Raw genomic sequence first — 20,180 nt, 5'->3', positions numbered from 1 at the left:
CGTTCACGTCGGATTCCGCGTTCATTCCAATCGTCATCGTCAAAAGCCTTCGTTGCTGGTCCGCGAGCGCGCGCAGGAGTCTGTCGACCGGCGAGCCCGGTCCGCTATGACCCGTCGATCAGCGCAAGACGCCCGAAACCGCAGGTCATTGAATGGTGCGCCGCATTGGGTACTCGTTTCGAGCACCTTCCAGCATCCGCGTGCAGCTTCGAACGTCGTATTGCTCTTCATTCCCCCTCCATCAGTTCAAGTGGGTGCAGATGTTCGCGTGGGCCGGCATATCCAGGCCGATATCGAGGATCGGTGCGCTGTGTGTCAGCCATCCGACCGAGATGAGGTCGACCCCGGTGGCGGCGATCGCGGGAGCGGTTTTTTCCGTCACACGACCGGAAGCTTCGGTGATGGCGCGGCCGCCAACCATTGCCACGGCGCGGGCAAGATCGTCGACCGACATATTGTCCAGCAGAACCGCGTCGACTCCCAGCGCAAGCGCGATGTCGAGCTGTTCCAGCGTGTCGACCTCGACCTCGATTTTCACCATGTGGCCTGCGGCGGCGATCGCCCGCTCGATTGCCGTGCGGATGCCCCCGGCGATCGCGATGTGGTTATCCTTGATCAGCACGGCGTCGTCGAGCCCGAAGCGGTGATTGGCGCCGCCGCCGACGCGTACGGCGTATTTCTCCAGCGCGCGCAGCCCGGGCGTCGTCTTTCGTGTGCACACGATCCTCGCCCTGTAGCTCCGCACGGCATCGACAATCGCCGCAGCGGCAGTGGCAATGCCGCTTAGGTGGCACAGGAAATTGAGTGCCGTGCGCTCGGCCGTGAGCAGGCCTCGCGCCGGTCCGCATAGCTTCGCGATGGTCTCGCCGGCCGCGACATCGCTACCGTCAGGGCGCCAGATGTTCATGTCGATCGCAGGCTCCACGAGCAGGAAGGCGAACGCGACCAGATCGAGCCCGGCAACGACACCCGCCTGCCGCGCCTTGAGCACCAAAGTGGCCGTGCAATCATGGGGGATCACCGCATCGCTGGTTAGGTCGCCGCATCTGCCCAGGTCTTCCAGAAGGGCGCTGCGCACGATCGGTTCGATCAGGGTCGAGGGAAGGGGCGAGAATGATTTCATGTCAGGTGCTCCGTCTCGGTCCGCCAGCTGAGTGCGCCCGCAGCCTGCATTGCGCTGCGCAGTGTCAGCCGTGACGGGCGCGCGTCTGCATCGCGCCCGGGGAAATCGGACCGGTAGTGCGAACCGCGGCTCTCTTCGCGCCGCAGCGCCGCTATGGCGATCATCAGTGCGACCAAGGCTGGATCTGACGCAGCCGTGTTGTGAACTGCGACCGGCAGCAGGGTCGCTACCGCCTCGCGCAGCGTCTCGCCATCCCGGATGATGCCGAGTGCAGCGGAGATGACCGGGCGGATGCAGGAAGCATCTGGCCGTGGAGGCACAAATGTGGAACATACGCGCCGTCGCCGTGTATCCAATGCGCCCGCAACGCTTTCAGCAACCCAGCTTGCGGTGACCGCCGCTTCGGTAAGCGAGTTGCTGGCGAGGCGGTTGGCGCCGTGCAGTCCGGTGCATGCGACCTCGCCGCATGCCCACAATCCCTCGACGGAGCTGCGGCCGGCGCCGTCCACAGCAACGCCGCCCATGTGATAATGTGCTGCCGGGCGAACGGGGATCGGGTCGGTCGCGGGATCGACGCCTTCCTCCCGGCACAAATGGGCGATGGCCGGAAAGCGCTGGCCAAATCTGGGGCCGAGACATTCCCGGGCGTCCAGGAACACGCGGTGTCCGACAGCAAGCTGGTGCCAAACCGCACGCGCAACCACGTCGCGAGGCGCAAGCTCGCCGCCAGGCGTTTCAGCGAGGAAGCGCTCTCCTCTCTCGTCGATCAGCACCGCGCCTTCGCCGCGCACCGCCTCGCTCACCAGCGGCATCGGCCGGCGCGGACCCGCGAGCGCGGTGGGGTGGAACTGCACGAATTCCAGGTCGGCGAGCTCCGCCCCGGCACAGGCGGCGAGCGCCAGGCCGTGCCCGCACGAGCCAAGCGGGTTCGTCGTATCGCAAAACAGCCCGCCGATGCCGCCGGTCGCCAGCACGGCGCGGCGCGTTGGCAAGGCGACTGCGTCCTTGCACCCGGCCGCGAGCACGCCGACGATCGCCCCGTCTTCCACGATCAGCCGGCGAGCCTCCATGTTTTCCAGGATGGTGATCGAGGCTGTGCGCCGCACCGCGGCGATCAGCGCGCGGACCAGCTCGCTACCCGTGGCGTCGCCGGCGGCATGCACGATCCGCCGATGGGAGTGCGCCGCCTCGAGGCCGAGCCGCAACGGGCCGTCAGGGTGGCGGTCGAAGGTGACGCCGAAGCGCTCGAGGGTCTTGATCGCTTTGGGTGCAGCTCGGACCACTCGCCGCACCGTCGCCTCGTCGCAAAGCCCGTCGCCGGCCGCGAGTGTGTCGCAAAGGTGAAGTTCCGGTCCGTCGTAGCGGCCGAGGCTTGCCGCAAGACCGCCCTGGGCGAGCTCGCTGCAGGCTCCGGTTCCCAGCAGGGCATTGGACAGAAGCACGACCGGTTCCGGCGCCAGATGAAGCGCGGTCATCAGTCCGGCAATGCCGCCGCCGATGATCACCGGCCGGCCTCCGAGATCTCGGATGTCCATATTCATACGGCTAGCATCCGCTCGACCGCCAGCCGCGCGCGCCCGGCAATCCCGGGCTCGATGGTCACTATATGGCAGTTCTGCTCGAGCGCCGTACGGATGTTGGCGAGCGTTATCCGCTTCATATGCGGGCACAAATTGCAGGGCCGGATGAACTCGACCTCGGGATGCTCGACCGCGACATTGTCGCTCATCGAGCACTCCGTCATCAGAACGACACGCGGCGGCTTCTGCCGTCCGACATAATCGGACATGGCGGCGGTCGAGCCGGAAAAATCGGCCTCGGCCACCACTTCGGGCGGACATTCCGGATGCGCCAGTACCGTCACGCCGGGATGGTCCTCGCGCAACTGGCGGATATCGGCGGGCGTGAAGCGCTCATGCACTTCGCAATGGCCTTTCCAGGCGATGATCTGCACGTCGGTCTGGGTGGCGATGTTCTGGGCCAGATATTCGTCCGGCAGCATGATCACCTGGGGAACGCCAAGGGACTCGACGACGGCCTTCGCATTGCCGGACGTACAGCAGATGTCGGACTCGGCTTTTACCTCGGCCGACGTGTTGACATAGGTAACGACCGGCACACGCGGATAGCGCTGCCGCAGCAGCCTGATGTCCTCGGCGGTAATCGAGTCCGCCAACGAACAGCCTGCCCGCAGGTCAGGAATGAGCACCGTCTTTTGCGGATTGAGCAGCTTCGCCGTCTCGGCCATGAAATGCACGCCGGCGAGCACGATGACATCGGCTTCGACTGCCATCGCCTTGCGGGCAAGCGCCAGGCTGTCGCCGACGATGTCGGCGACGCAGTGGAAAATCTCCGGCGTCTGGTAGTTGTGCGCCAGGATGACGGCATTGCGCTGCCGCTTCAGCGCCAGAATTGCCTCGATGTCGTCCAGAAAGGTCGGCCATTCGATCGCGGGGATGACGCGCCGAACGCGGTCGTACAGGGACGCGCCCGAAGGCAGGACGACGCTCATCGAGCCTCCGGTTATAGTCTACATGATTATAAGGCCTATATATTCGTTGTGACTATAAGCAATGTCAAGCCCGGGTGAGCGGCAATTTTGTCCCGGCCACAGGCCTCTCGTCGACAATGGCGTGGCGGAAGCGATAGAGCTGCGCCGGCCGGCCCCCCGTTTCGGCGGTCGTCTCCCCAGTCTTCTCAACGAGCTCCTGTTGCTCGATGAGCCGTCGAAAGTTCGGCTTGTTGATGAGCCTGCCGGAGAGCGCCTCCACGGTTCGCTGCAGCTGCAAAAGTGTGAAAACCGGCGGCATCAGCTCGAAGACGACGGGCCGGTATTTGATCTTGGAGCGCAGCCGCGCGATACCGGTAGCCACGATGCGGCGGTGATCGGCGACCATGGACTTGCCGGCCACCAGCGGAGGCGGCGTCGCGTCCCGTCCGATTCCGGCCTCTTGGACCAAGCCTGCCTCGTAGACCAACTCATAGCGTTGAAGCGTGAGTTCCTCGTTCCAATGGCGGTCGTCGAAGCCGAACGCGATCGCCGCCCGCTGCCGGCGTTCGCGTCGCGTGGCGGCTTCGCTGGCGCCGTCTGCCCATTCAATCAGGCGCGGTCGCAGAACATCCAGCACCACCGGCGGCGTGCCGGAGCGGTGGTCCTCCCATGGAAAATATTCATACCAACTTTGCCAGCCGCACTTGGGCGAGCCCGCAGCCTGTTCCTTGCGGGTCAATGCGAGATAACTGATGGAGATGACGCGCTGCTGGCGCTCGGCGCCGATGCGGTCCCGATCGGCGAAGGTATAGAGTTGCTCAATGTACCCCAGCGGATGGCCGGTCTGCTGCTCGACCCACCCCCTCAAACCGGATTGCGGCGATCGGTGCTCAAGCGCAAATGGTCCGGACGGCAGGGTGTCCGCCTGCCCGATGGTGAGGACACAGGGTTCACTGTCATTTACGGCGACGACAATGGCGATCAGGTCCACTTTGACTTCGTCAGCCTTGACGGCGGCTCTGTCTTTCCTGGTTCCTGTTGCCTGATGGTCCATGTTCGCGAAAGTGGTTGGCCCAGCCTTGGGGCGCCTGAATCGATTTAGTGTAAGCGTGGCTGCCTGCACGTCAACACAGTACAGCTGTACGGCCATTTTTTTAGCTCTTCGCACTTGCACAAAAGTGTGCCAAACGCGACACCCGCGGTGGGTAACGCAGGGGAAGGAGGGATGGGGTGAGCGCAGCTGGTGTTACAAAGGCAATTACACCGCCGCATATTCGCTTGCGGAAAGGCCAGACTCCCCTTGTCTGCCTGACGGCATATGCCACGCCGATCGCGAAGCTGGTTGATCGACACTGCGACATCGTTCTCGTGGGCGACAGCGTAGGCATGGTGCTGCACGGCCTGCCCTCGACGCTGGGCGTCACCCTCGAGATGATGATCATGCACGGCAAGGCTGTGCGGCGCGGGCTCGAGCGGGCGCTCCTGGTCGTCGATCTGCCGTTCGGCTCGTACGAGGAGGGGCCGGAGCAGGCGTTCCGCAACGCTGCGCGCCTGGTGGCAGAGGCTGGTTGTGCAGCGGTGAAGCTCGAGGGCGGCGAGCAGATGGCACCAACCATCCGCTTCCTGACGGCACGGGGCGTTCCGGTGATGGCGCATGTCGGCTTGACCCCGCAGGCGGTAAACACATTCGGCGGCTATCGCGTGCAGGGGCGGGGAGATGATGCGGAGCGGGTCAGGCGCGACGCCAACGCGGTCACGGAGGCCGGCGCTTTTTCCGTGGTGCTGGAGAAAGTGCCCGAGCCGCTTGCACGGCGCATCACTGAAGAGATCGCCATCCCCACAATCGGCATCGGCGCCTCGCCAGCCTGCGACGGCCAGATTCTGGTGGTCGACGACATTCTGGGCATGTTCACCGACTTTCGACCGAAATTCGTCAAGCGCTATGCCGAACTAGGCTCAGAGGCCGAGGCGGCGATTGCCGCTTACGCCGACGATGTGAGGGAACGGCGCTTTCCGGCGGCCGAACATGTCTACGCCATCGCGTCGAAGGTCGGAGACGTCGCATGAGCGTGCCGATCGTTCGAACCGTTGCCGAGCTTCGCACCGTTGTTGCAGGGTGGCGCCGCTCGGGCGCAAGTGTCGCAGTGGTGCCGACTATGGGGGCCTTGCATGAAGGACATCTGAGCCTCGTGCGTGCAGCGCTTCAGCAGGCCGATCGGGTAATCGTGACGCTGTTCGTCAACCCCAAGCAGTTCAACAGTGCCGCCGACCTTGCCGCCTATCCCCGGACGGAAAACCAAGATGCGGCAAAGCTCGCGCCGCTGGGCGCACACCTGCTTTATGTGCCGGATGCCGAGGAGATGTACCCTGCGGGCTTCGCTACGACTGTTTCGGTGGCCGCTATCGGCGACGGCCTGTGCGGCGCATTTCGGCCGGGCCATTTCGATGGCGTGGCGACCGTGGTTGCCAAGCTCTTCTTGCAAACCGGCGGTGATTTCGCCTTTTTCGGCGAAAAGGATTTCCAGCAGCTTCAGCTTGTCAGGCGCCTGGTCCAGGATCTGGATATTCCAATCACCATTGTCCCCTGTCCGACAGTCCGCGAAGCCGATGGTCTCGCTCTATCGTCGCGCAATGCCCGGATCTCGCCACTCGAGCGCGCCGTTGCCCCAAGGCTCGCATCGGTCCTGCTCGAAGCGGCCGATCGGCTTGCGCGCGGCTCTTCCGTCCTGCCAACGCTTGCCGAAGCGCGCGCAGCAATCGTGTCGGCAGGCTATCGCGAGGTCGAATACCTGGAGCTTCGCGGCGAGGCAGATTTGCAACCGATGACAAACGTTGACCGACCGGCGCGCTTGCTTGTCGCGGCGTGGCTCGGCGACACACGGCTCATCGACAACGTCAGAACATCACCGGTTGGTTCAACAAATTAACGAGGTTGTCGCATTGAGTCACGCTCCGCAAGCAGAGGTAGGAAAGCAATGGCGGCGATGAAGGCGACAATATCCTACAAGCTTTATCGGAGCGCGACCGTTTAAACACAGGACTCTGCCTGGCATCGAGCGACATTCACGGAGGTTACACAAAACGCACATGCATCGCGTGTTTGAGAACTTCGTCGAGCAACTCTCTGCAAGTGTTGATGCCGCCGATCTCCGTGAGGCAATGGCGTCCGCCGCCGCCGGCTTCGACTTTCCGCTCTTCGCTTATTTTACTTACCCCTCGGCCTCCGGCGACGCGCCGCGCCTGATCTCGAACTATCCTTCATCCTGGACATCACGGTATGTGCAGCAGCGGTACGACAGCCTTGATCCGGTCATCCTGCGCGGGCTGCAAGGCTGGGATACCTTTGATTGGGGTGTAGATCGCGCCCGGCAGTGTTTGCCTACGTCGCAGCAGCAAATTCTGGAGAGTGCAGCTCAGTTTGGCATCCGCGGCGGATTGACGATGTCCATGCACGATCATCGCGGCCGGTTTGCTGCGCTGACCTTTGCTTCCGACGAATCCCATCCGTCGCTTTTGCGGTCACTGACCCGTTATGAAAAAGCGCTGCAGCTGGTGGCGATCAACTTTCACATTCATGTCCGGCGCAGGCTCGCCGACGATCGCGTGGTGGATGGTGTAACGCTCACCCCGCGAGAGTTCGAATGTCTGAAATGGACGGCGCGCGGCAAGTCGGCCTGGGACGTCAGTCAGATCCTCGGCGTCTCAAAGCGCACAGTGACCTTCCATCTGGAAAACGCCAAGGCAAAGCTTGGCGTGCGAACGGTCAACCAGGCCGTCGCGCGGCTGGATGCGTCCGGCCAGGCGAGATCGTGATCCTTCCGCCAGGATAGCTGTAAACGTCTACAGGCTGCATCACCATCTGCTTTGCCCTTCGATGGCGGGAACACATCCCGCACGGAGGCGACCATGATGCAGTTGATAACACCGGACCTTTACGGGGAGTTCGCAAGCGAGCTCAAAGAGATGCACGGGCTCAGATATCGGGTGTTCAAGGAAAGGCTCGATTGGGAAGTTCAGACCGAGAACGACATCGAGACCGACGCATTTGATGGCTTCAGGCCGGTCTATCTGCTTCTCAAGGGATCCGATTGGCGAATTCGCGGTTGCGTGCGTCTTTTGCCCAGCACCGGGCCCACAATGTTGCGCGATACGTTCCCGGTACTGCTGGGTGCTGACGTTGCGCCCTCGACTGCCGACATATGGGAGAGCAGTCGTTTCGCGCTCGATCTCCCTCCCTCAGCGCCCAAGGCAGCGGGCGGGCTGGCCCAGGCAACCTACGAGCTCTTCGCCGGCATGATCGAGTTCGGCTTGGCCAACGATCTCACCCGGATAGTAACGGTGACCGATACGCGCATGGAACGGATCCTTCGCCTCGCAAGGTGGCCATTGTCGCGCATCGGACAGCCGATGCGCGTCGGCAAAACGGAGGCGGTGGCCGGGTTTCTCGAGATTTCCCACGCGAGCCTTTTGCGCGTCCGGAGCAGGGGACGTCTGAGCGGACCGGTACTGTGGCAACCGGTTCTAGGCCCGTCGGCATAGCGCCATTGGGGACACCTGAGCCGTGACGGATGCTGGTCTGCCCAAGGAAGCGACGGTCGGTCTTGTATGCTGGCCGGACTGGCGTCGTCATGAAGCTTACCACTACGCCAGACGATTGCCACGCACTGCCTGGGCCTGGGAGTTTCTTCGGCGCAATCCGCAATTCCAGCGCGACCACGCCAAGATTGCACCCCCCGCCTGCATTGTCAGAACTCGCGCCGATACGAAGATAATCGAGCTGACGACAGGATCATCTTTGCTCAGGCAATGGAGCCTCCTTTTTCGCGGACGCGCCACAATCGGACGCCATGTCGGCAAGGGTTTTTTGGGATCCGAGGGACTGCGCCCATGTTCTACGAGCGACCGCGGAGCCGGGTGGGTTCGACCACGATTTTGAACCGCTTGATCTGTCTTCGCTCACATGCGGCAAGGACATCCTGCTGACACCTGTCGGCGTGCAGCACGTGCTGCTGAGGGAGGACTGTCGGAGTCTGCAGATCGCCGTTTCCGGTGCCTCCGTTCTCCGTCCGTTGCGGCTATATGTCGACGCAATCGTGCCGCCGCGGCACCTGAAGTTCCATGTCGCTGCCCTTCGGTTCCTGAATGACATCAATGGTTGCGGCCGCCTGGCAGCTGCTTGCCTTCCGCCGGAACCTCGCGGAGGGCGTCTGGGTATCGTGCTCCAGGCTTTGGATGGCTCGCTTGCCGGCGCATCCGATCGCCATTGCCCTGTTCGGGAGACGGCGTGTCGAAGAAGATTGGTCTCATCCAGGCAACCATCTTCGCGACCAGGTGCGTCGCGCCATCCAACGTGGCCGCTACCTGATGGGCGGCGGCTACAGACAGTTCCTGGTGTAATTGTCGTGACAGTTAGTTAATGGCTTATCGAAAACGTGCCGGGATCCGACTGCGTTTGGTGAGACTGGACCATTGTGCATTGCACAATACCTGACGCGCGGTTAATCCTTCCGTGCCGGGAACAGGTTTTGCGGGACGAGCACTGAGAGCCAATGCTTCGTTGATAGTGCATTCATACCCCGAGGACCTAACTAGATGACCGATATGAACCCCGACAAAGCCAGCGCTGCAAGCCTTGAGGCGATCGCGCGAAACGGCAGCATGCTGCATTCGCATCGCTGTACGCATCCACACCTATCTCTCGGATCTTCGCTAGAATCCGGCATGGCTGCCGATGTTCATGTTGGCGCGAACCATGCCGGCACGGAGATTTGCACTGGCGTGGTGCAAAGCCGATCCTAAAATCGCAAAGAGCCCAGGACACGATGTTCGCTGGCGTCAACCGCCACGACATTGTCGACGCACTACGATCGGATGGGCTTTTTTCCGGTCTCGTCCTGCCAAAAATGGTGTCTGAAGATGTAGCCGCATTCGCCAAGTGCACACCTTGCTTCGGCAATTTCGACCGCCGCCTCGAATTCATGCCGACAGAGCGTGCGCAGGCTGAGGCCCGCTTCGGCCGTCCCTGCTCAGCGGCCACTATTTCGAGCGCATTCTTGGCTGCAATGCGGCACTCGCCATCCAAAACGATCCGTTGCTCATGGATATTGCCGCGCACTATCTCGGCGGCCAGGCGAAGCTGATCACAACTCGTGTCTGGTGGAGTTTCCCGACCGGCCAGGCCTCCGACGCGGACAAGAACCTGACTTCGCTTGGCAAATACCACTTCGACCTGGACGAGTGGCGGATGCTGAAGTTCTTCTTCTACCTGATGCCGGTCGAGGCGCCGGCCCCCATGTCTATGTCCGCGGCAGCCATAACCGCCGCGCCCTCAAACACCAACTGACGCTTCTCGTCGGCCATCCCGCGCAAGAGGTTCTGGACGTCTACGGCGAGCAGAGCCCGGTCACGCTGACCGGGGAGGCCGGTCTCGGTTTCGTCGAGGATCCGTTCGGCTTCCATATGGGTACGGTGCCGGCGCACAGGCCACGGCTGATGATGGAAGTCGGCTTCGGCGTTTCTCCTCCTCGCGCCGCCGCTTCCATGGCGAACCTGTGATCCGCTGATTTCGAAAAGTCCCGAAACAGCCTCCCATGATCGTGGGCCTTGTGAGGCAGCTGAGGCTATCGGCCCAGTCTCTTCGGCGCCCAAGCGGTTGTCTGCAAAGTTCGATTGGCTGGCGCTATGGGTCTCGCCATGGCGCCAGCCAGCGCATCTACCTGTTCGAATCAAGGTGAGATGGCGCCGATTTCAGGGGACCGGCTGAGCTGCCAAACTTGAATGAATCCATCGGTCCTCAGCTTTGTTGCAGGGCTGATTAGGCTATTATGCTGCTGTGCAATAGGCCATTGAAACCGTCGCTGGACGCGCTCTGTGGCCTGCGCCAACGAACCCCGTTGATCTCGGTTTCGGCCATGCCGACGAACAGCGCACGGATAGATGCCTTCGCGGGCTAAGCTCTGCCGGCGAAACAAAGGGCGGTAGGCAATCAAGGCACTTGATCAGCGGCGACGACGACGATCTGGATCAGGGCGCGTCTCGGTCTATCCATGGGGTGGATGGTATGCATCCTTACAATCGATTGTACCAATATTTCGGAATGCTACTACAAGATCCTGAATCACAGCGGGCCGGGTGGGTGTCCTCCTCGGGACTACTGCGTGGGTTGAAGCTGCCGGGAAGAATGCGGAGACAAACATGTGCGGGATTGTTGGCATCGTTGGGCAACAGCCGGTGTCGGACCGGTTGGTCGACGCGTTGAAGCGTCTGGAATATCGCGGCTATGATTCGGCCGGCGTTGCAACGATCACCGAGGGCGCCTTGCACCGCCGGCGCGCCGAGGGCAAGCTCGTCAATCTGGAGACGAGACTGAAGGAAGAGCCGCTGAGCGGCAACATCGGAATCGGCCACACGCGTTGGGCAACCCATGGAGCATCAACCGAACGCAATGCGCACCCGCACTTTACCGACGGCGTCGCCGTCGTCCATAACGGCATCATCGAGAATTTCACCGAGCTGAAGGACGAATTGGCGGCGGCGGGAGCCGAGTTCCAGACCGACACCGACACCGAGGTCATCGCGCATCTCTTGGCAAGACACCGCCGGGAGGGCATGAGCCGGCGAGAAGCAACAGCTGCCATGCTGAAACGCGTTAGGGGTGCCTACGCGCTTGCCATCCTCTTTGAGGATGATCCGTCGACTATCATGGCGGCGCGCAACGGACCGCCGCTGGCGATCGGTTATGGCGACGACGAGATGTTCCTGGGCTCCGACGCGATCGCGCTAGCTCCCTTCACCAATGAAGTTACCTATCTCATCGACGGCGACTGGGCCGAAATCGGCAAGACGGGCGCCCATATCTTCGATTTCGACGGCTATCCCGTCAAGCGTCCGCGCCAGACCTCCATGGCCGCGGCCTATGTTGCTAACAAGGGCAACCATCGCCACTTCATGGAGAAGGAAATCTACGAGCAGCCCGAGGTCATCGCCCGCACGCTCGGTCATTATATCAACTTCATCGAGAATCGCGCCGACATGGTTTCTGGCATCGATTTCGCCAGGATCCCGAGCCTGGCGATCTCAGCCTGCGGCACGGCCTATCTCGCCGGACTGATCGGAAAATACTGGTTCGAGCGCTATGCGCGCCTGCCGGTCGAAATCGACGTCGCGTCCGAATTCCGCTACCGCGAGATCCCGTTGTCGCCGCAGTCGGCGGCTCTTTTCATTTCTCAGTCTGGTGAAACGGCCGATACGCTCGCATCGCTCAGGTACTGCAAGGAGCTTGGGCTGAAAATTGGCGCCGTCGTCAATGCCCGCGAATCGACCATCGCTCGGCAGGCCGATGCGGTCTTTCCGATCCATGCCGGACCGGAGATTGGGGTCGCCTCCACCAAGGCTTTCACCTGCCAGCTTGCCGTTCTTGCGGCACTCGCCATCGGCGCCGCCAGGGCTCGCGGAACCGTAACCGAAGACGAGTTGCAGGCGCTTGCCAGGAGCCTCGCCGAAGTGCCGCGCGTCATGGGCCAGGTACTCGACAGCATCCAGCCGGAGATCGAGCTCCTGTCGCGCGAACTGTCAAAGTGTCATCACGTCCTGTATCTCGGCCGTGGCACCAGTTTCCCGCTGGCGATGGAAGGTGCGCTGAAGCTCAAGGAGATTTCCTACATCCACGCCGAGGGCTATGCGGCGGGTGAATTGAAGCACGGTCCGATCGCACTGATAGACGAGAACATGCCAGTGATCGTCATCGCGCCGCATGATCGCTTTTTCGACAAGACCGCCTCCAACATGCAGGAAGTGGCTGCCCGTGGAGGGCGGATTATCCTCATCACCGATGAAAAGGGGGCCGCCGCATCGAAACTCGACACCATGCACACGATCGTGCTGCCGGCCGTCGACGAGATTATCGCGCCAATGATCTTCTCGCTGCCGATACAGCTTCTTGCCTACCACACGGCGCTCTTCATGGGCACAGATGTCGACCAGCCGCGCAATCTCGCAAAATCGGTCACCGTCGAATGACTGTGACGCTTTTATAGGTGGCGATGCTCCTCCATCCGGAAGCGCCAACACCTTAACCCGCCCTTTAATGATGGGGCCGAATCCTGTTTAGACTGCCGGCTTCGAATGGGAACGATGGCTGGCATGGTCGGAGTTCGCAGCAGGTCATCGCCCGAAAGCGGATTGAACCAGACCACAGGAGGACCAAGCCAATTCTTACTCAAACCTACCCTAGTGATTTCGCGCCATCCGATACTCTGGGGGGACGTATTTCGTTCGCTCGCGAGGTCACCAAACTTACAATGGCGCAGGCCGCACGCCGACTTGGCGTCCAGACGGCATGCTGGAAAGCATGGGAATGCGACCGCGCCGCGCCGCAATCCAATCGCCTTGCCATGATGGCGGGCATCTTGGCTGTGAGTCCCTCATGGCTATTGTCGGGAATAGGCGCCGGTTCACTAGAGCTGGAGGCGAACGACGGTGCCGCCCTGCTGCGAGAGCTGCAAGTCGCCTCTGCTAACGCTGTGGCTTCGCAAAAACGTGTGCAACAAATCGTTGCGTTACTGGGTCGGTTCCGGTAGCCGGCGGAAAAACACTCTAAGCGTATTAGACTCGTAAAAGGCGTGGGTGGCGGCGGAAATTGGTCGAAGGTATCAGCGTCCGCGAGGCTGGGTGGACGGTGCCGCGAATAGCCACTGGACGCGGGGGTTGGGGGAGTTCGAGTTGCTGCTCAAGAAGGCCTCGGCGAGAATGAGTCGCGTGGGATCGTAGGACGAAGGCGGTCCAGTCGATCAGGCCATCTCAGGGCATGCAGGTTGTTGGAACTTGATCAGAAGCAAGTGAGCCGCCATATTCCGACCCGGCTGCCAATATCAGGTGGCCCATTCCATGGATGACGCCGGTCCGGCCGGATCGACGTCCTTTTTTTGATTTGCTGGGTGCGTCAGGTCGGGAGGAAATCTCCCGACTTATCAGGCGCTCCTTCTGTTCTTGGAGGTGTCTATGAAGGATTCGCGCATTCCCGAGCCAGTCTCGACGGCTATGTCACAGGGAACCCACATCATCCGCGCTTTTCGCGAGCACCTTGGATATTCGATCGAGGACCTCGCGGTGGCGTCCGGGCTTGCCGCTGATGAAATCCAAAACATCGAGTCGGGTCTGAGGTACAACAAGGGCTATCGGGATCGGATAGCAAAATCGCTGTCCATACCTGTGGGAATTCTTGAGGCAGAGTCGGACATATCGGTCGCTGCGTGATCAGTCGGATAATCTGCAAATGAGTGGAAGATACGCTACCTTGCGATGTGTAGTTTACGACTGATAGACGACGCTTAATTCCGTTGGACGCGAATGCCTTCTGGCGCAGTACCGCCAAGAGAATTCTCGTCCTACTGTCCGAACCAGGAATTGCATCCGGGCTCGCCGAAAAGGAAGTCGGAACGCTTCTCCATGATGTCTTAAGGAATATAGCCACCCGGAGCGCTGCGATACTTGCACGATAGCATCGGCTCGCGGCGGAGGATTGAGCTCGTGCTGGTTGGAAGGCGGTACCGGCTGGGGCAGGCCGGCGAGCGACCCACTACATTGGGCAGGAACGGCCGACATGGCCGGCATCGCGCGCCGCGCTGACAAGAGCACAGCGGGCACCCAGACGCTGCCGGGTTGACTATGGGTGTCGGAACCGCGAGAAGGGGCAGCTCTTCATGAGTGGCGTGCGCCGGCAATCTAACCCCAAGCCCCCCGCCCAGGTTGCCGGCGCGCTTCTAGAAACGTCGAGGTAGGCCGCAACTAACGCCTCCTTGTCCGACACGCGTCGATCAGATCCCGAGCAGCCAGCTAGTGTTCGACCTTCGCTTGCGCCTCTGCCCTGGCGCCTGAGGCCTTGCGCTTCCTCCAACGAGCTAGGCCGATCACCGGTGAGAGGACCGGAAGCACCTCCCTTCTAGAGGGCAGGGCGGCTTGCGTCGCCCCTGTTGTCACTATTCTTCGCTTTGGTCGGCGTTTTCGTTGGCTTCGGAAGCGGGACATTCGACTTTGCAGGCCATCGTGGTCGATCGTCACGCGGTCGAGTTCGGCGGCACGATGGGACGACAGCGGCCGCGGGAAGCTCCATTTGCATGAGGGGGCTCCTGTCTTCAAATACTTGATGAATTTGCGCTTTGCGTAACCTGTGTGCATGTCGCTCGACGCTAGGCGGAGACCTCGGTCTAAAAGATCGCGCATCGATGCAACGCCTGCTTTGATCGCCATCGTCGCGGCCATTGCTTTGCCGCGATCGCCAGAGCCGTTTTCGAGCACGACAATCCTGCGGGCGGTGTCGGCAACCATGCCGCATGCGAAAAATCCACAGATGGTTCTAGCCAAATGCTAGCTGCCCAGCATATGTCCGGCATTTCGCAAGGCCCCTAGGAAGAGACTGGCGTGGCCGTTGGCATCGATCTTGGCCTGCATCGACAGAGGCATGTTGTTCCAGTTTTCCAATGGCGCAACGAAACGTAAGAAACTATCATTGACCATGCAATGGCGGGTAACAAGGCCCTGTCTATCCAATGCCAGCACGCCGGTCTGGCCGCCCTGATATCGGATGGCTGCGACCCGCTGGACCTCCGGGTCACCGTCGACCCGCACGTCGAAAAGCAGGATACCGCGGCTCCTGGTGGCTACCTCCGCGGCTTTTTCAGCGAAGCTTAAGGAGAGCGAGCGGACGCTTTCGACCGCCATCTGGAAAACCATCAAATCCAGTTCATCCACTGCCATAGCGTAACTGCGCGCGACGCAGGGCTGATTGCAATCGACGCACACGGCTTGTTCACAGATGTCGGTTCACGATCGATTCACCGCGCGGGCCACACGCCGGCACGTCAGCGCTGGAAACTCGTCCCTGTTCACTTCACAAAATGGATTTCCTGAAGTACTGGGAGCGCAGAGAAATCTCCGGTCGCAGCCTACCCGGTTAAAACAAGGACCCAACGATGAAGACTCTCGTCGTCTGCTCCGGCGGATTGGACTCCGTTACTCTTGCTCACAAGGTGGCAGCGAAGCACCAGCTCGCCAGCCTGCTATCTTTCGATTACGGCCAACGGCACAGGAAGGAATTAGTCTTCGCCGCCCTTTGCGCGGAGCGATTGAACGTGCAACACCGCATCATCGATATCCGCGACATCGGCCGCGGCCTTTCCGGCTCCGCGCTGACCGACAATGTGGACGTGCCCGACGGCCACTATGCCGAGGACAAGATGAAGATCACGGTGGTGGCCAACCGGAACGCTATTATGTTGGCAATCGCCTTTGGCCTCGCCGCCGCACAAAAAGCCGACGCGGTGGCGACAGCTGTGCATGGTGGGGATCATTTCATCTATCCCGATTGCCGGCCAGCCTTCATCGACGCCTTCCAGATGATGCAAGAGCGCGCGCTCGACGGCTACGCGAACATTCGCCTTTATGCGCCCTATGTGAATCTCACGAAGACGGACATTGTTAGGGATGGAGCAACATACGGCACGCCATTTGCGCAGACCTGGTCCTGCTACAAGGGCGCCGAGCGTCACTGCGGGCGGTGCGGGACCTGCGTCGAGCGGCGCGAGGCGTTTCATCTCGCGGCGCACCCAGACCCCACGCACTACGAGGACTCCGGCTTCTGGCTCGATGCACTGCGCAGGAGGAACGTGTAATGTTCCGCATCACCAAGGAATTCCACTTCTCGGCCTCGCATCAGCTCACCGCGTTGCCGCCCGAACACCAATGTGCGCGCCTGCACGGGCATAACTACATTGTCATAGCAGAGCTTTCGGCGAAGGAACTGAACGAGCACGGCTTTGTGCGCGACTATCATGATTTGGCGCCGCTCAAACGCTATATCGACGAGAGCTTCGACCACCGACATCTCAACGATGTGCTCGGGCATGAGCAAGTCACGGCGGAATATCTGGCCAGACATTTCTACGAATGGTGCAAGGCACGCCTGCCCGAAACCTCGGCCGTGCGGGTGAGCGAAACACCGAAAACCTGGGCGGAATACCGGCCATGACCGATACGCATCCCGCAATTCGCGTGAGCGAGATTTTCGGGCCGACGATCCAGGGCGAGGGCGTGCTCATCGGCTTGCCGACGGTCTTCATCAGAACCGGCGGGTGTGACTATCGCTGTTCCTGGTGCGACAGTCTCCATGCGGTCGACAATCAATTCCGCCATGAATGGGAGATGATGTCTATCGACGCGGTGTGGCAAAACGTCGTTGCGCTTTCCGGTGGCCGCCCGGTGATGGTAACGCTGTCAGGCGGCAATCCGGCCATTCAGCCGCTCGGTTCGCTCATGGAGCGAGGTCATGGGGAAGGTTACCGTTTTGCGCTGGAGACCCAAGGTTCGGTGGTCAAGGACTGGTTTGCCGACCTTGACGTGCTTGTCCTCAGCCCAAAGCCGCCGTCTAGCCAGATGACGACCGATTGGGCCGCTATCGAGGCGTGCGTCGAAGCGGCGCAGGAGAAGCCGCAAGTGGTGCTCAAGCTCGTTGTTTTCGATGAGAGTGACTACGCCTATGCGAAAGACGCTGCCGCGAGATTTCCGCGGCTTCCGGTCTACCTGCAACCCGGCAATCACACGCCACCCCGTCCTGGCAAAGAAGACGCGTGTGTCGATCTGGACGGAATCATGAAACGCATGCAGTGGCTGGTTGAAAAGGTAACCCGCGACAGGTGGTTCGAAGCCCGCGTGCTGCCGCAGCTGCACCTTATACTCTGGGGCAACAAGCGGGGCGTCTAGCCTGCGCCCGTTTTCACTGGAAACCCGGCTACAATCTTCGGCTTGACGGCTTGGCCCTCATTTGACCGGCGCTGTCGGGGTACTTGCGGACTTATGGACCGGCACTAAGAGCGTGGCCAGTCTTCGGTGTCACAAGAGGAGATGCCCTGATCCACATCAGGGCATCTCCTCTGCGGCATCTTATATGGTTCCATCGTTCGCGAGACGGACTCCCGGGCGCGCCGTTGAAACGATCGTCCTCGCGCCGGCGGCTTTGTGGGAGTTCTACCGTAAAGCGAGTTGCCGACGGTGTCACTAGGCGCCCCGGCTGAGGGGGTGAATGCGGCTTACGGCACAACGACTTTCCCGCCTCGGCTTCTTCGAAATGTGCTGGCTCGAGTCCAATGAAATTCGATGTCGTATCCGACCGGAGAGTGCCGGTGATTCTACGACGAGGAGACGGCTTTATGGAGACAGGGATGGGGGACGAGTACAAACTGCGGCTCAATAAATTAAGGCGCTTGATCGAACACAAGGAGTTTGATGCTGCGTTGATAACCTCCACAGACAGCATCTTTTATCTCACCGGTTTTCGCTGTCAGCCATTCGAGCGCCCATTTTTCCTCATTGTCCGCCCCGAGGGCGATCTCGTCATTGTGACGCCCCGGCTCGAGGCCGAGAACATCGCCACCATCCCGCTGGAGCATCGGACCTTGGAATACGCCGAGTACCCGGCGCGTGAGGGCGAAACCTATCTCGATGCGCTTGCAGAGGTAATTGGGGGGCATGATGTGATCGCAGTGGAGCCTTCCATGCCTGCGGCACTCCTGCAAGCGCTCGATCATTTTTCGCCGATGGTCGAGCCGCTGGTGGAGCGCTTGCGACTGGTCAAGTCGCCCTACGAGATCAGTCGGATGGAACGGGCTGCGCACTTCTCTGATCTCGGCCTGCGGATGATATTGGATGCGGCGCGGATCGCGCCTCCATTCAGGGCGGCTATGACCGGATCCCGGAGCTTCGCAAGGCCATTGTCGAGGGCGAGGGAAAATTCGACCAGTAGACCAGTTCGATCTGGCTCGGCGTCTGGGCGGCACCTTTCAGCGCCCAGCCGCATCGCTTTCCGGAGCCGACGGACATATTTGGCGAAGGTCCCAATGTCGGCTTGTCGTTTCTTCGGGTGAACGGCTATTCGGCGGAGACCGAGCGGACCTTCTTCCTGCACCGCCCCTCGGCCGAGCAAGCCGCAGTCTTTGCGACGATGCTCGCGGCCCGTAACATCGCCTACGACATACTTCGGCCCGGCGTCAGCGCTCATGACGTCGATCATAAGGTCATGTCATTCCTGCGTTCCGAAGGTTTCGGCGGAAACCTGCTGCATCGGACCGGTCACGGTATCGGCATTGTCGGGCACGAAGGACCCTGGCTTGCCGAGGGGAGCGACGACACCCTGCAAGAGAACATGGTGATCAGTGTCGAACCGGGCATCTACTGTCGCGGCCAAGGTGGCTACCGCCATTCCGACACCGTTTTGATCACGGCGGACGGCTACCGAAAGCTGACCGACTTCCCATCTGACCTGAAATCCTTGACTCTCGCCTGAGCGGGCCCGTCCCAATCAGCCGGGCGGGAAAGGATGAAACATATAATGCCAGCTTGATGGGGTTGATGACGTTGCCGCAATCACGCGACTGACGCAGCGTGTAGGCGCAAGCTGTCGAGCGAATACGCCGCGAACGGTGCGCATCCGGCGCAGCTGATTCGGGCGGAGCGGGCAGGATCGCGCCAGGAGCGCACTTGGAGCCTAGGTCGCAACGCCGCCGGTCGACTTTCGCCATTTTGGGGAGCGCCAGACTATACGGGAGCCGCAGCGGTAATCGCTTCCCGACCGCCGCGTTTGAGTTGGATCACTCGGTGCAATCAGCCGGCCGGGGATACGGACTCGTGCATAACCATAGCACGATACCATTTCCAGCCACCTAAGCCAAAGAGGTTGCCGTCGACGGATTTCCAGCCGCTGCCAGGCTGTGTGTAACAAAGCGGCGTCCAATACCCGACCGTCGACCCTCTTCCGAGGAAGTGCACGCGCCAGCGGCGAGCGCAGAAATCCGCACAAGCACGGCGTGAACTTCGGCGCGTTTCGCGCCGCCGCTATTTGGCACGCGGCTTGCGGCGGCGTTGGTGCAGCGTTCGACCGGAGCGCCGCGACGGGAGAAGCCCGGGACGGGAGGAAGAGGCCGCCCCAATCCAGCCAGGGAGAGAAACAGTGTTAGCCCCACAAGTCCGCGGCGCGAGTCCCGCGCCTCGCAAGCCCTTTTGTGCCAAGCTTTACGCCCAGGTGCTTGCCGCCATCGCCTTGGGCGTCGCAATTGGCTATTTCTATCCGGGGACCGGCGAGAGCCTGAAGCCGCTGGGTGATGCCTTCATCAAGCTGGTCAAGATGATCATCGCGCCTGTCATCTTCCTGACAATTGCGACCGGCATTGCCGGCATGAATGATCTTCACAAGGTCGGCCGGGTCGCCGGCAAGGCGATGATCTATTTCCTTACCTTCTCGACGCTCGCGCTGATCGTCGGCCTCATCGTCGCCAATGTCGTCCAGCCCGGCGCCGGCCTCAACATCGATCCGGCCTCGCTCGATGTCCAGGCCGTGAGCGCCTATGCCGCAAAGGCCCACGAGCAGTCGGTCACCGACTTCCTGATGGACATCATCCCGTCAACGATTGTCGGTGCCTTCGCGCAAGGCGACATCCTGCAGGTGCTGTTCTTCTCGGTTCTGTTCGGCATCGCGCTGGCGATGGTCGGAGAGACGGGCAAGCCTGTCGTTTCCTTCCT

20 protein-coding genes and 1 pseudogene are annotated in these 20,180 nt (G+C 61.3%); 15 read left to right on the top strand and 6 right to left on the bottom strand.

Translation table 11 applies throughout. From position 1 onward, the window contains the following. Positions 1 to 241 precede the first annotated feature (241 nt). The 4 genes from nadC to AC04SI_RS29365 form a co-directional block, all read right to left on the bottom strand. Positions 242 to 1,123, bottom strand: a complete 882-nt coding sequence (gene nadC / locus AC04SI_RS29380; RefSeq protein WP_488475390.1) for a carboxylating nicotinate-nucleotide diphosphorylase — start codon at positions 1,121 to 1,123, stop codon at positions 242 to 244. After that, positions 1,120 to 2,664 (bottom strand): L-aspartate oxidase, encoded by a 1,545-nt coding sequence (locus AC04SI_RS29375; RefSeq protein ID WP_488475389.1) that lies wholly within the window; start codon positions 2,662 to 2,664, stop codon positions 1,120 to 1,122. The genes nadC and AC04SI_RS29375 overlap by 4 nt, the downstream gene beginning before the upstream one ends. Continuing rightward, positions 2,661 to 3,635 (bottom strand): quinolinate synthase NadA, encoded by a 975-nt coding sequence (gene nadA, locus AC04SI_RS29370; protein WP_488475388.1) that lies wholly within the window; start codon positions 3,633 to 3,635, stop codon positions 2,661 to 2,663. The genes AC04SI_RS29375 and nadA overlap by 4 nt, the downstream gene beginning before the upstream one ends. 64 nt (positions 3,636 to 3,699) lie before the next feature. Then, a complete protein-coding gene (locus AC04SI_RS29365; RefSeq protein WP_488475405.1) occupies positions 3,700 to 4,668 on the bottom strand; it encodes an NUDIX hydrolase in 969 nt (322 codons plus the stop codon). A 176-nt stretch (positions 4,669 to 4,844) separates the two neighbouring features. Here AC04SI_RS29365 and panB point away from each other — a divergent pair, with 176 nt between their 5' ends. From panB to AC04SI_RS29320, 9 genes and pseudogenes are all read left to right on the top strand, one after another. Continuing rightward, a complete protein-coding gene (gene panB, locus AC04SI_RS29360; RefSeq protein ID WP_488475387.1) occupies positions 4,845 to 5,681 on the top strand; it encodes a 3-methyl-2-oxobutanoate hydroxymethyltransferase in 837 nt (278 codons plus the stop codon). Next, a complete protein-coding gene (panC, locus tag AC04SI_RS29355) occupies positions 5,678 to 6,541 on the top strand; it encodes a pantoate--beta-alanine ligase (RefSeq protein ID WP_488475386.1) in 864 nt (287 codons plus the stop codon). Before panB ends, panC begins: the two co-directional genes overlap by 4 nt. A 160-nt stretch (positions 6,542 to 6,701) precedes the next feature. Continuing rightward, on the top strand, positions 6,702 to 7,427 hold the full coding sequence (locus AC04SI_RS29350) for a LuxR family transcriptional regulator (RefSeq protein ID WP_488475385.1): 726 nt from the start codon (positions 6,702 to 6,704) through the stop codon (positions 7,425 to 7,427). Positions 7,428 to 7,520: 93 nt separating this feature from the next. Continuing rightward, positions 7,521 to 8,153, top strand: coding sequence for an acyl-homoserine-lactone synthase (locus tag AC04SI_RS29345; protein WP_488475384.1), 633 nt, complete (start codon positions 7,521 to 7,523; stop codon positions 8,151 to 8,153). 22 nt (positions 8,154 to 8,175) lie between these two features. Continuing rightward, the gene (locus AC04SI_RS29340) at positions 8,176 to 8,550 is read left to right on the top strand and encodes a transcriptional regulator domain-containing protein (RefSeq protein ID WP_488475383.1); all 375 of its coding nucleotides are present in this window, start codon (positions 8,176 to 8,178) and stop codon (positions 8,548 to 8,550) included. 206 nt (positions 8,551 to 8,756) lie between these two features. Then, positions 8,757 to 9,011 carry a DNA -binding domain-containing protein gene (locus tag AC04SI_RS29335; protein WP_488475382.1) on the top strand — a complete coding sequence of 85 codons (255 nt, stop codon included), beginning with the start codon at positions 8,757 to 8,759 and terminating at the stop codon, positions 9,009 to 9,011. A gap of 195 nt (positions 9,012 to 9,206) precedes the next feature. Continuing rightward, positions 9,207 to 10,177, top strand: a pseudogene (locus tag AC04SI_RS29330) (hypothetical protein). Between the two features lie 631 nt (positions 10,178 to 10,808). Next, a complete protein-coding gene (gene glmS, locus AC04SI_RS29325; RefSeq protein WP_488475381.1) occupies positions 10,809 to 12,632 on the top strand; it encodes a glutamine--fructose-6-phosphate transaminase (isomerizing) in 1,824 nt (607 codons plus the stop codon). A gap of 981 nt (positions 12,633 to 13,613) precedes the next feature. Continuing rightward, positions 13,614 to 13,868, top strand: coding sequence for a helix-turn-helix domain-containing protein (locus AC04SI_RS29320; protein ID WP_488475380.1), 255 nt, complete (start codon positions 13,614 to 13,616; stop codon positions 13,866 to 13,868). A gap of 579 nt (positions 13,869 to 14,447) precedes the next feature. On the opposite strand, the gene AC04SI_RS29315 is transcribed toward AC04SI_RS29320, so the two are convergent. Together AC04SI_RS29315 and AC04SI_RS29310 are read right to left on the bottom strand one after the other, a co-directional pair. Further along, the gene (locus AC04SI_RS29315) at positions 14,448 to 14,939 is read right to left on the bottom strand and encodes a hypothetical protein (protein WP_488475379.1); all 492 of its coding nucleotides are present in this window, start codon (positions 14,937 to 14,939) and stop codon (positions 14,448 to 14,450) included. A gap of 39 nt (positions 14,940 to 14,978) precedes the next feature. Further along, positions 14,979 to 15,368 carry a hypothetical protein gene (locus AC04SI_RS29310; protein ID WP_488475378.1) on the bottom strand — a complete coding sequence of 130 codons (390 nt, stop codon included), beginning with the start codon at positions 15,366 to 15,368 and terminating at the stop codon, positions 14,979 to 14,981. 215 nt (positions 15,369 to 15,583) lie between these two features. Here AC04SI_RS29310 and queC point away from each other — a divergent pair, with 215 nt between their 5' ends. The 6 genes from queC to AC04SI_RS29280 all read left to right on the top strand — a co-directional run. Beyond that, on the top strand, positions 15,584 to 16,282 hold the full coding sequence (gene queC, locus AC04SI_RS29305; protein ID WP_488475377.1) for a 7-cyano-7-deazaguanine synthase QueC: 699 nt from the start codon (positions 15,584 to 15,586) through the stop codon (positions 16,280 to 16,282). After that, positions 16,282 to 16,638, top strand: a complete 357-nt coding sequence (queD, locus tag AC04SI_RS29300; RefSeq protein WP_488475376.1) for a 6-carboxytetrahydropterin synthase QueD — start codon at positions 16,282 to 16,284, stop codon at positions 16,636 to 16,638. Before queC ends, queD begins: the two co-directional genes overlap by 1 nt. Further along, on the top strand, positions 16,635 to 17,369 hold the full coding sequence (queE, locus tag AC04SI_RS29295; protein ID WP_488475375.1) for a 7-carboxy-7-deazaguanine synthase QueE: 735 nt from the start codon (positions 16,635 to 16,637) through the stop codon (positions 17,367 to 17,369). Before queD ends, queE begins: the two co-directional genes overlap by 4 nt. Before the next feature lie 383 nt (positions 17,370 to 17,752). Next, the gene (locus AC04SI_RS29290; RefSeq protein WP_488475374.1) at positions 17,753 to 18,529 is read left to right on the top strand and encodes an aminopeptidase P family N-terminal domain-containing protein; all 777 of its coding nucleotides are present in this window, start codon (positions 17,753 to 17,755) and stop codon (positions 18,527 to 18,529) included. Then, positions 18,511 to 18,948, top strand: a complete 438-nt coding sequence (locus AC04SI_RS29285) for a M24 family metallopeptidase (protein WP_488475373.1) — start codon at positions 18,511 to 18,513, stop codon at positions 18,946 to 18,948. Before AC04SI_RS29290 ends, AC04SI_RS29285 begins: the two co-directional genes overlap by 19 nt. Positions 18,949 to 19,611: 663 nt before the next feature. Continuing rightward, the coding region (locus tag AC04SI_RS29280; protein WP_488475372.1) for a cation:dicarboxylate symporter family transporter at positions 19,612 to 20,180 on the top strand (569 nt) is incomplete at its 3' end.

It is taken from the genome of Mesorhizobium sp. CNPSo 4689, from assembly GCF_057784325.1.
This window is presented reverse-complemented; position numbering and strand designations above follow the sequence as displayed.

Coding starts and splice junctions, on each gene's coding strand:
- nadA (WP_488475388.1), bottom strand. CDS start 3,635: ATGAGCGTCGTCCTGCCTTCGGGCGCGTCCCTGTACGACCGCGTTCGG.
- glmS (WP_488475381.1), top strand. CDS start 10,809: ATGTGCGGGATTGTTGGCATCGTTGGGCAACAGCCGGTGTCGGACCGG.
- AC04SI_RS29365 (WP_488475405.1), bottom strand. CDS start 4,668: ATGGACCATCAGGCAACAGGAACCAGGAAAGACAGAGCCGCCGTCAAG.
- AC04SI_RS29290 (WP_488475374.1), top strand. CDS start 17,753: ATGAAATTCGATGTCGTATCCGACCGGAGAGTGCCGGTGATTCTACGA.
- panC (WP_488475386.1), top strand. CDS start 5,678: ATGAGCGTGCCGATCGTTCGAACCGTTGCCGAGCTTCGCACCGTTGTT.
- nadC (WP_488475390.1), bottom strand. CDS start 1,123: ATGAAATCATTCTCGCCCCTTCCCTCGACCCTGATCGAACCGATCGTG.
- AC04SI_RS29335 (WP_488475382.1), top strand. CDS start 8,757: ATGACATCAATGGTTGCGGCCGCCTGGCAGCTGCTTGCCTTCCGCCGG.
- AC04SI_RS29345 (WP_488475384.1), top strand. CDS start 7,521: ATGATGCAGTTGATAACACCGGACCTTTACGGGGAGTTCGCAAGCGAG.
- AC04SI_RS29310 (WP_488475378.1), bottom strand. CDS start 15,368: ATGGCAGTGGATGAACTGGATTTGATGGTTTTCCAGATGGCGGTCGAA.
- AC04SI_RS29350 (WP_488475385.1), top strand. CDS start 6,702: ATGCATCGCGTGTTTGAGAACTTCGTCGAGCAACTCTCTGCAAGTGTT.
- queE (WP_488475375.1), top strand. CDS start 16,635: ATGACCGATACGCATCCCGCAATTCGCGTGAGCGAGATTTTCGGGCCG.
- AC04SI_RS29320 (WP_488475380.1), top strand. CDS start 13,614: ATGAAGGATTCGCGCATTCCCGAGCCAGTCTCGACGGCTATGTCACAG.
- queC (WP_488475377.1), top strand. CDS start 15,584: ATGAAGACTCTCGTCGTCTGCTCCGGCGGATTGGACTCCGTTACTCTT.
- AC04SI_RS29315 (WP_488475379.1), bottom strand. CDS start 14,939: ATGGTTGCCGACACCGCCCGCAGGATTGTCGTGCTCGAAAACGGCTCT.
- queD (WP_488475376.1), top strand. CDS start 16,282: ATGTTCCGCATCACCAAGGAATTCCACTTCTCGGCCTCGCATCAGCTC.
- AC04SI_RS29375 (WP_488475389.1), bottom strand. CDS start 2,664: ATGAATATGGACATCCGAGATCTCGGAGGCCGGCCGGTGATCATCGGC.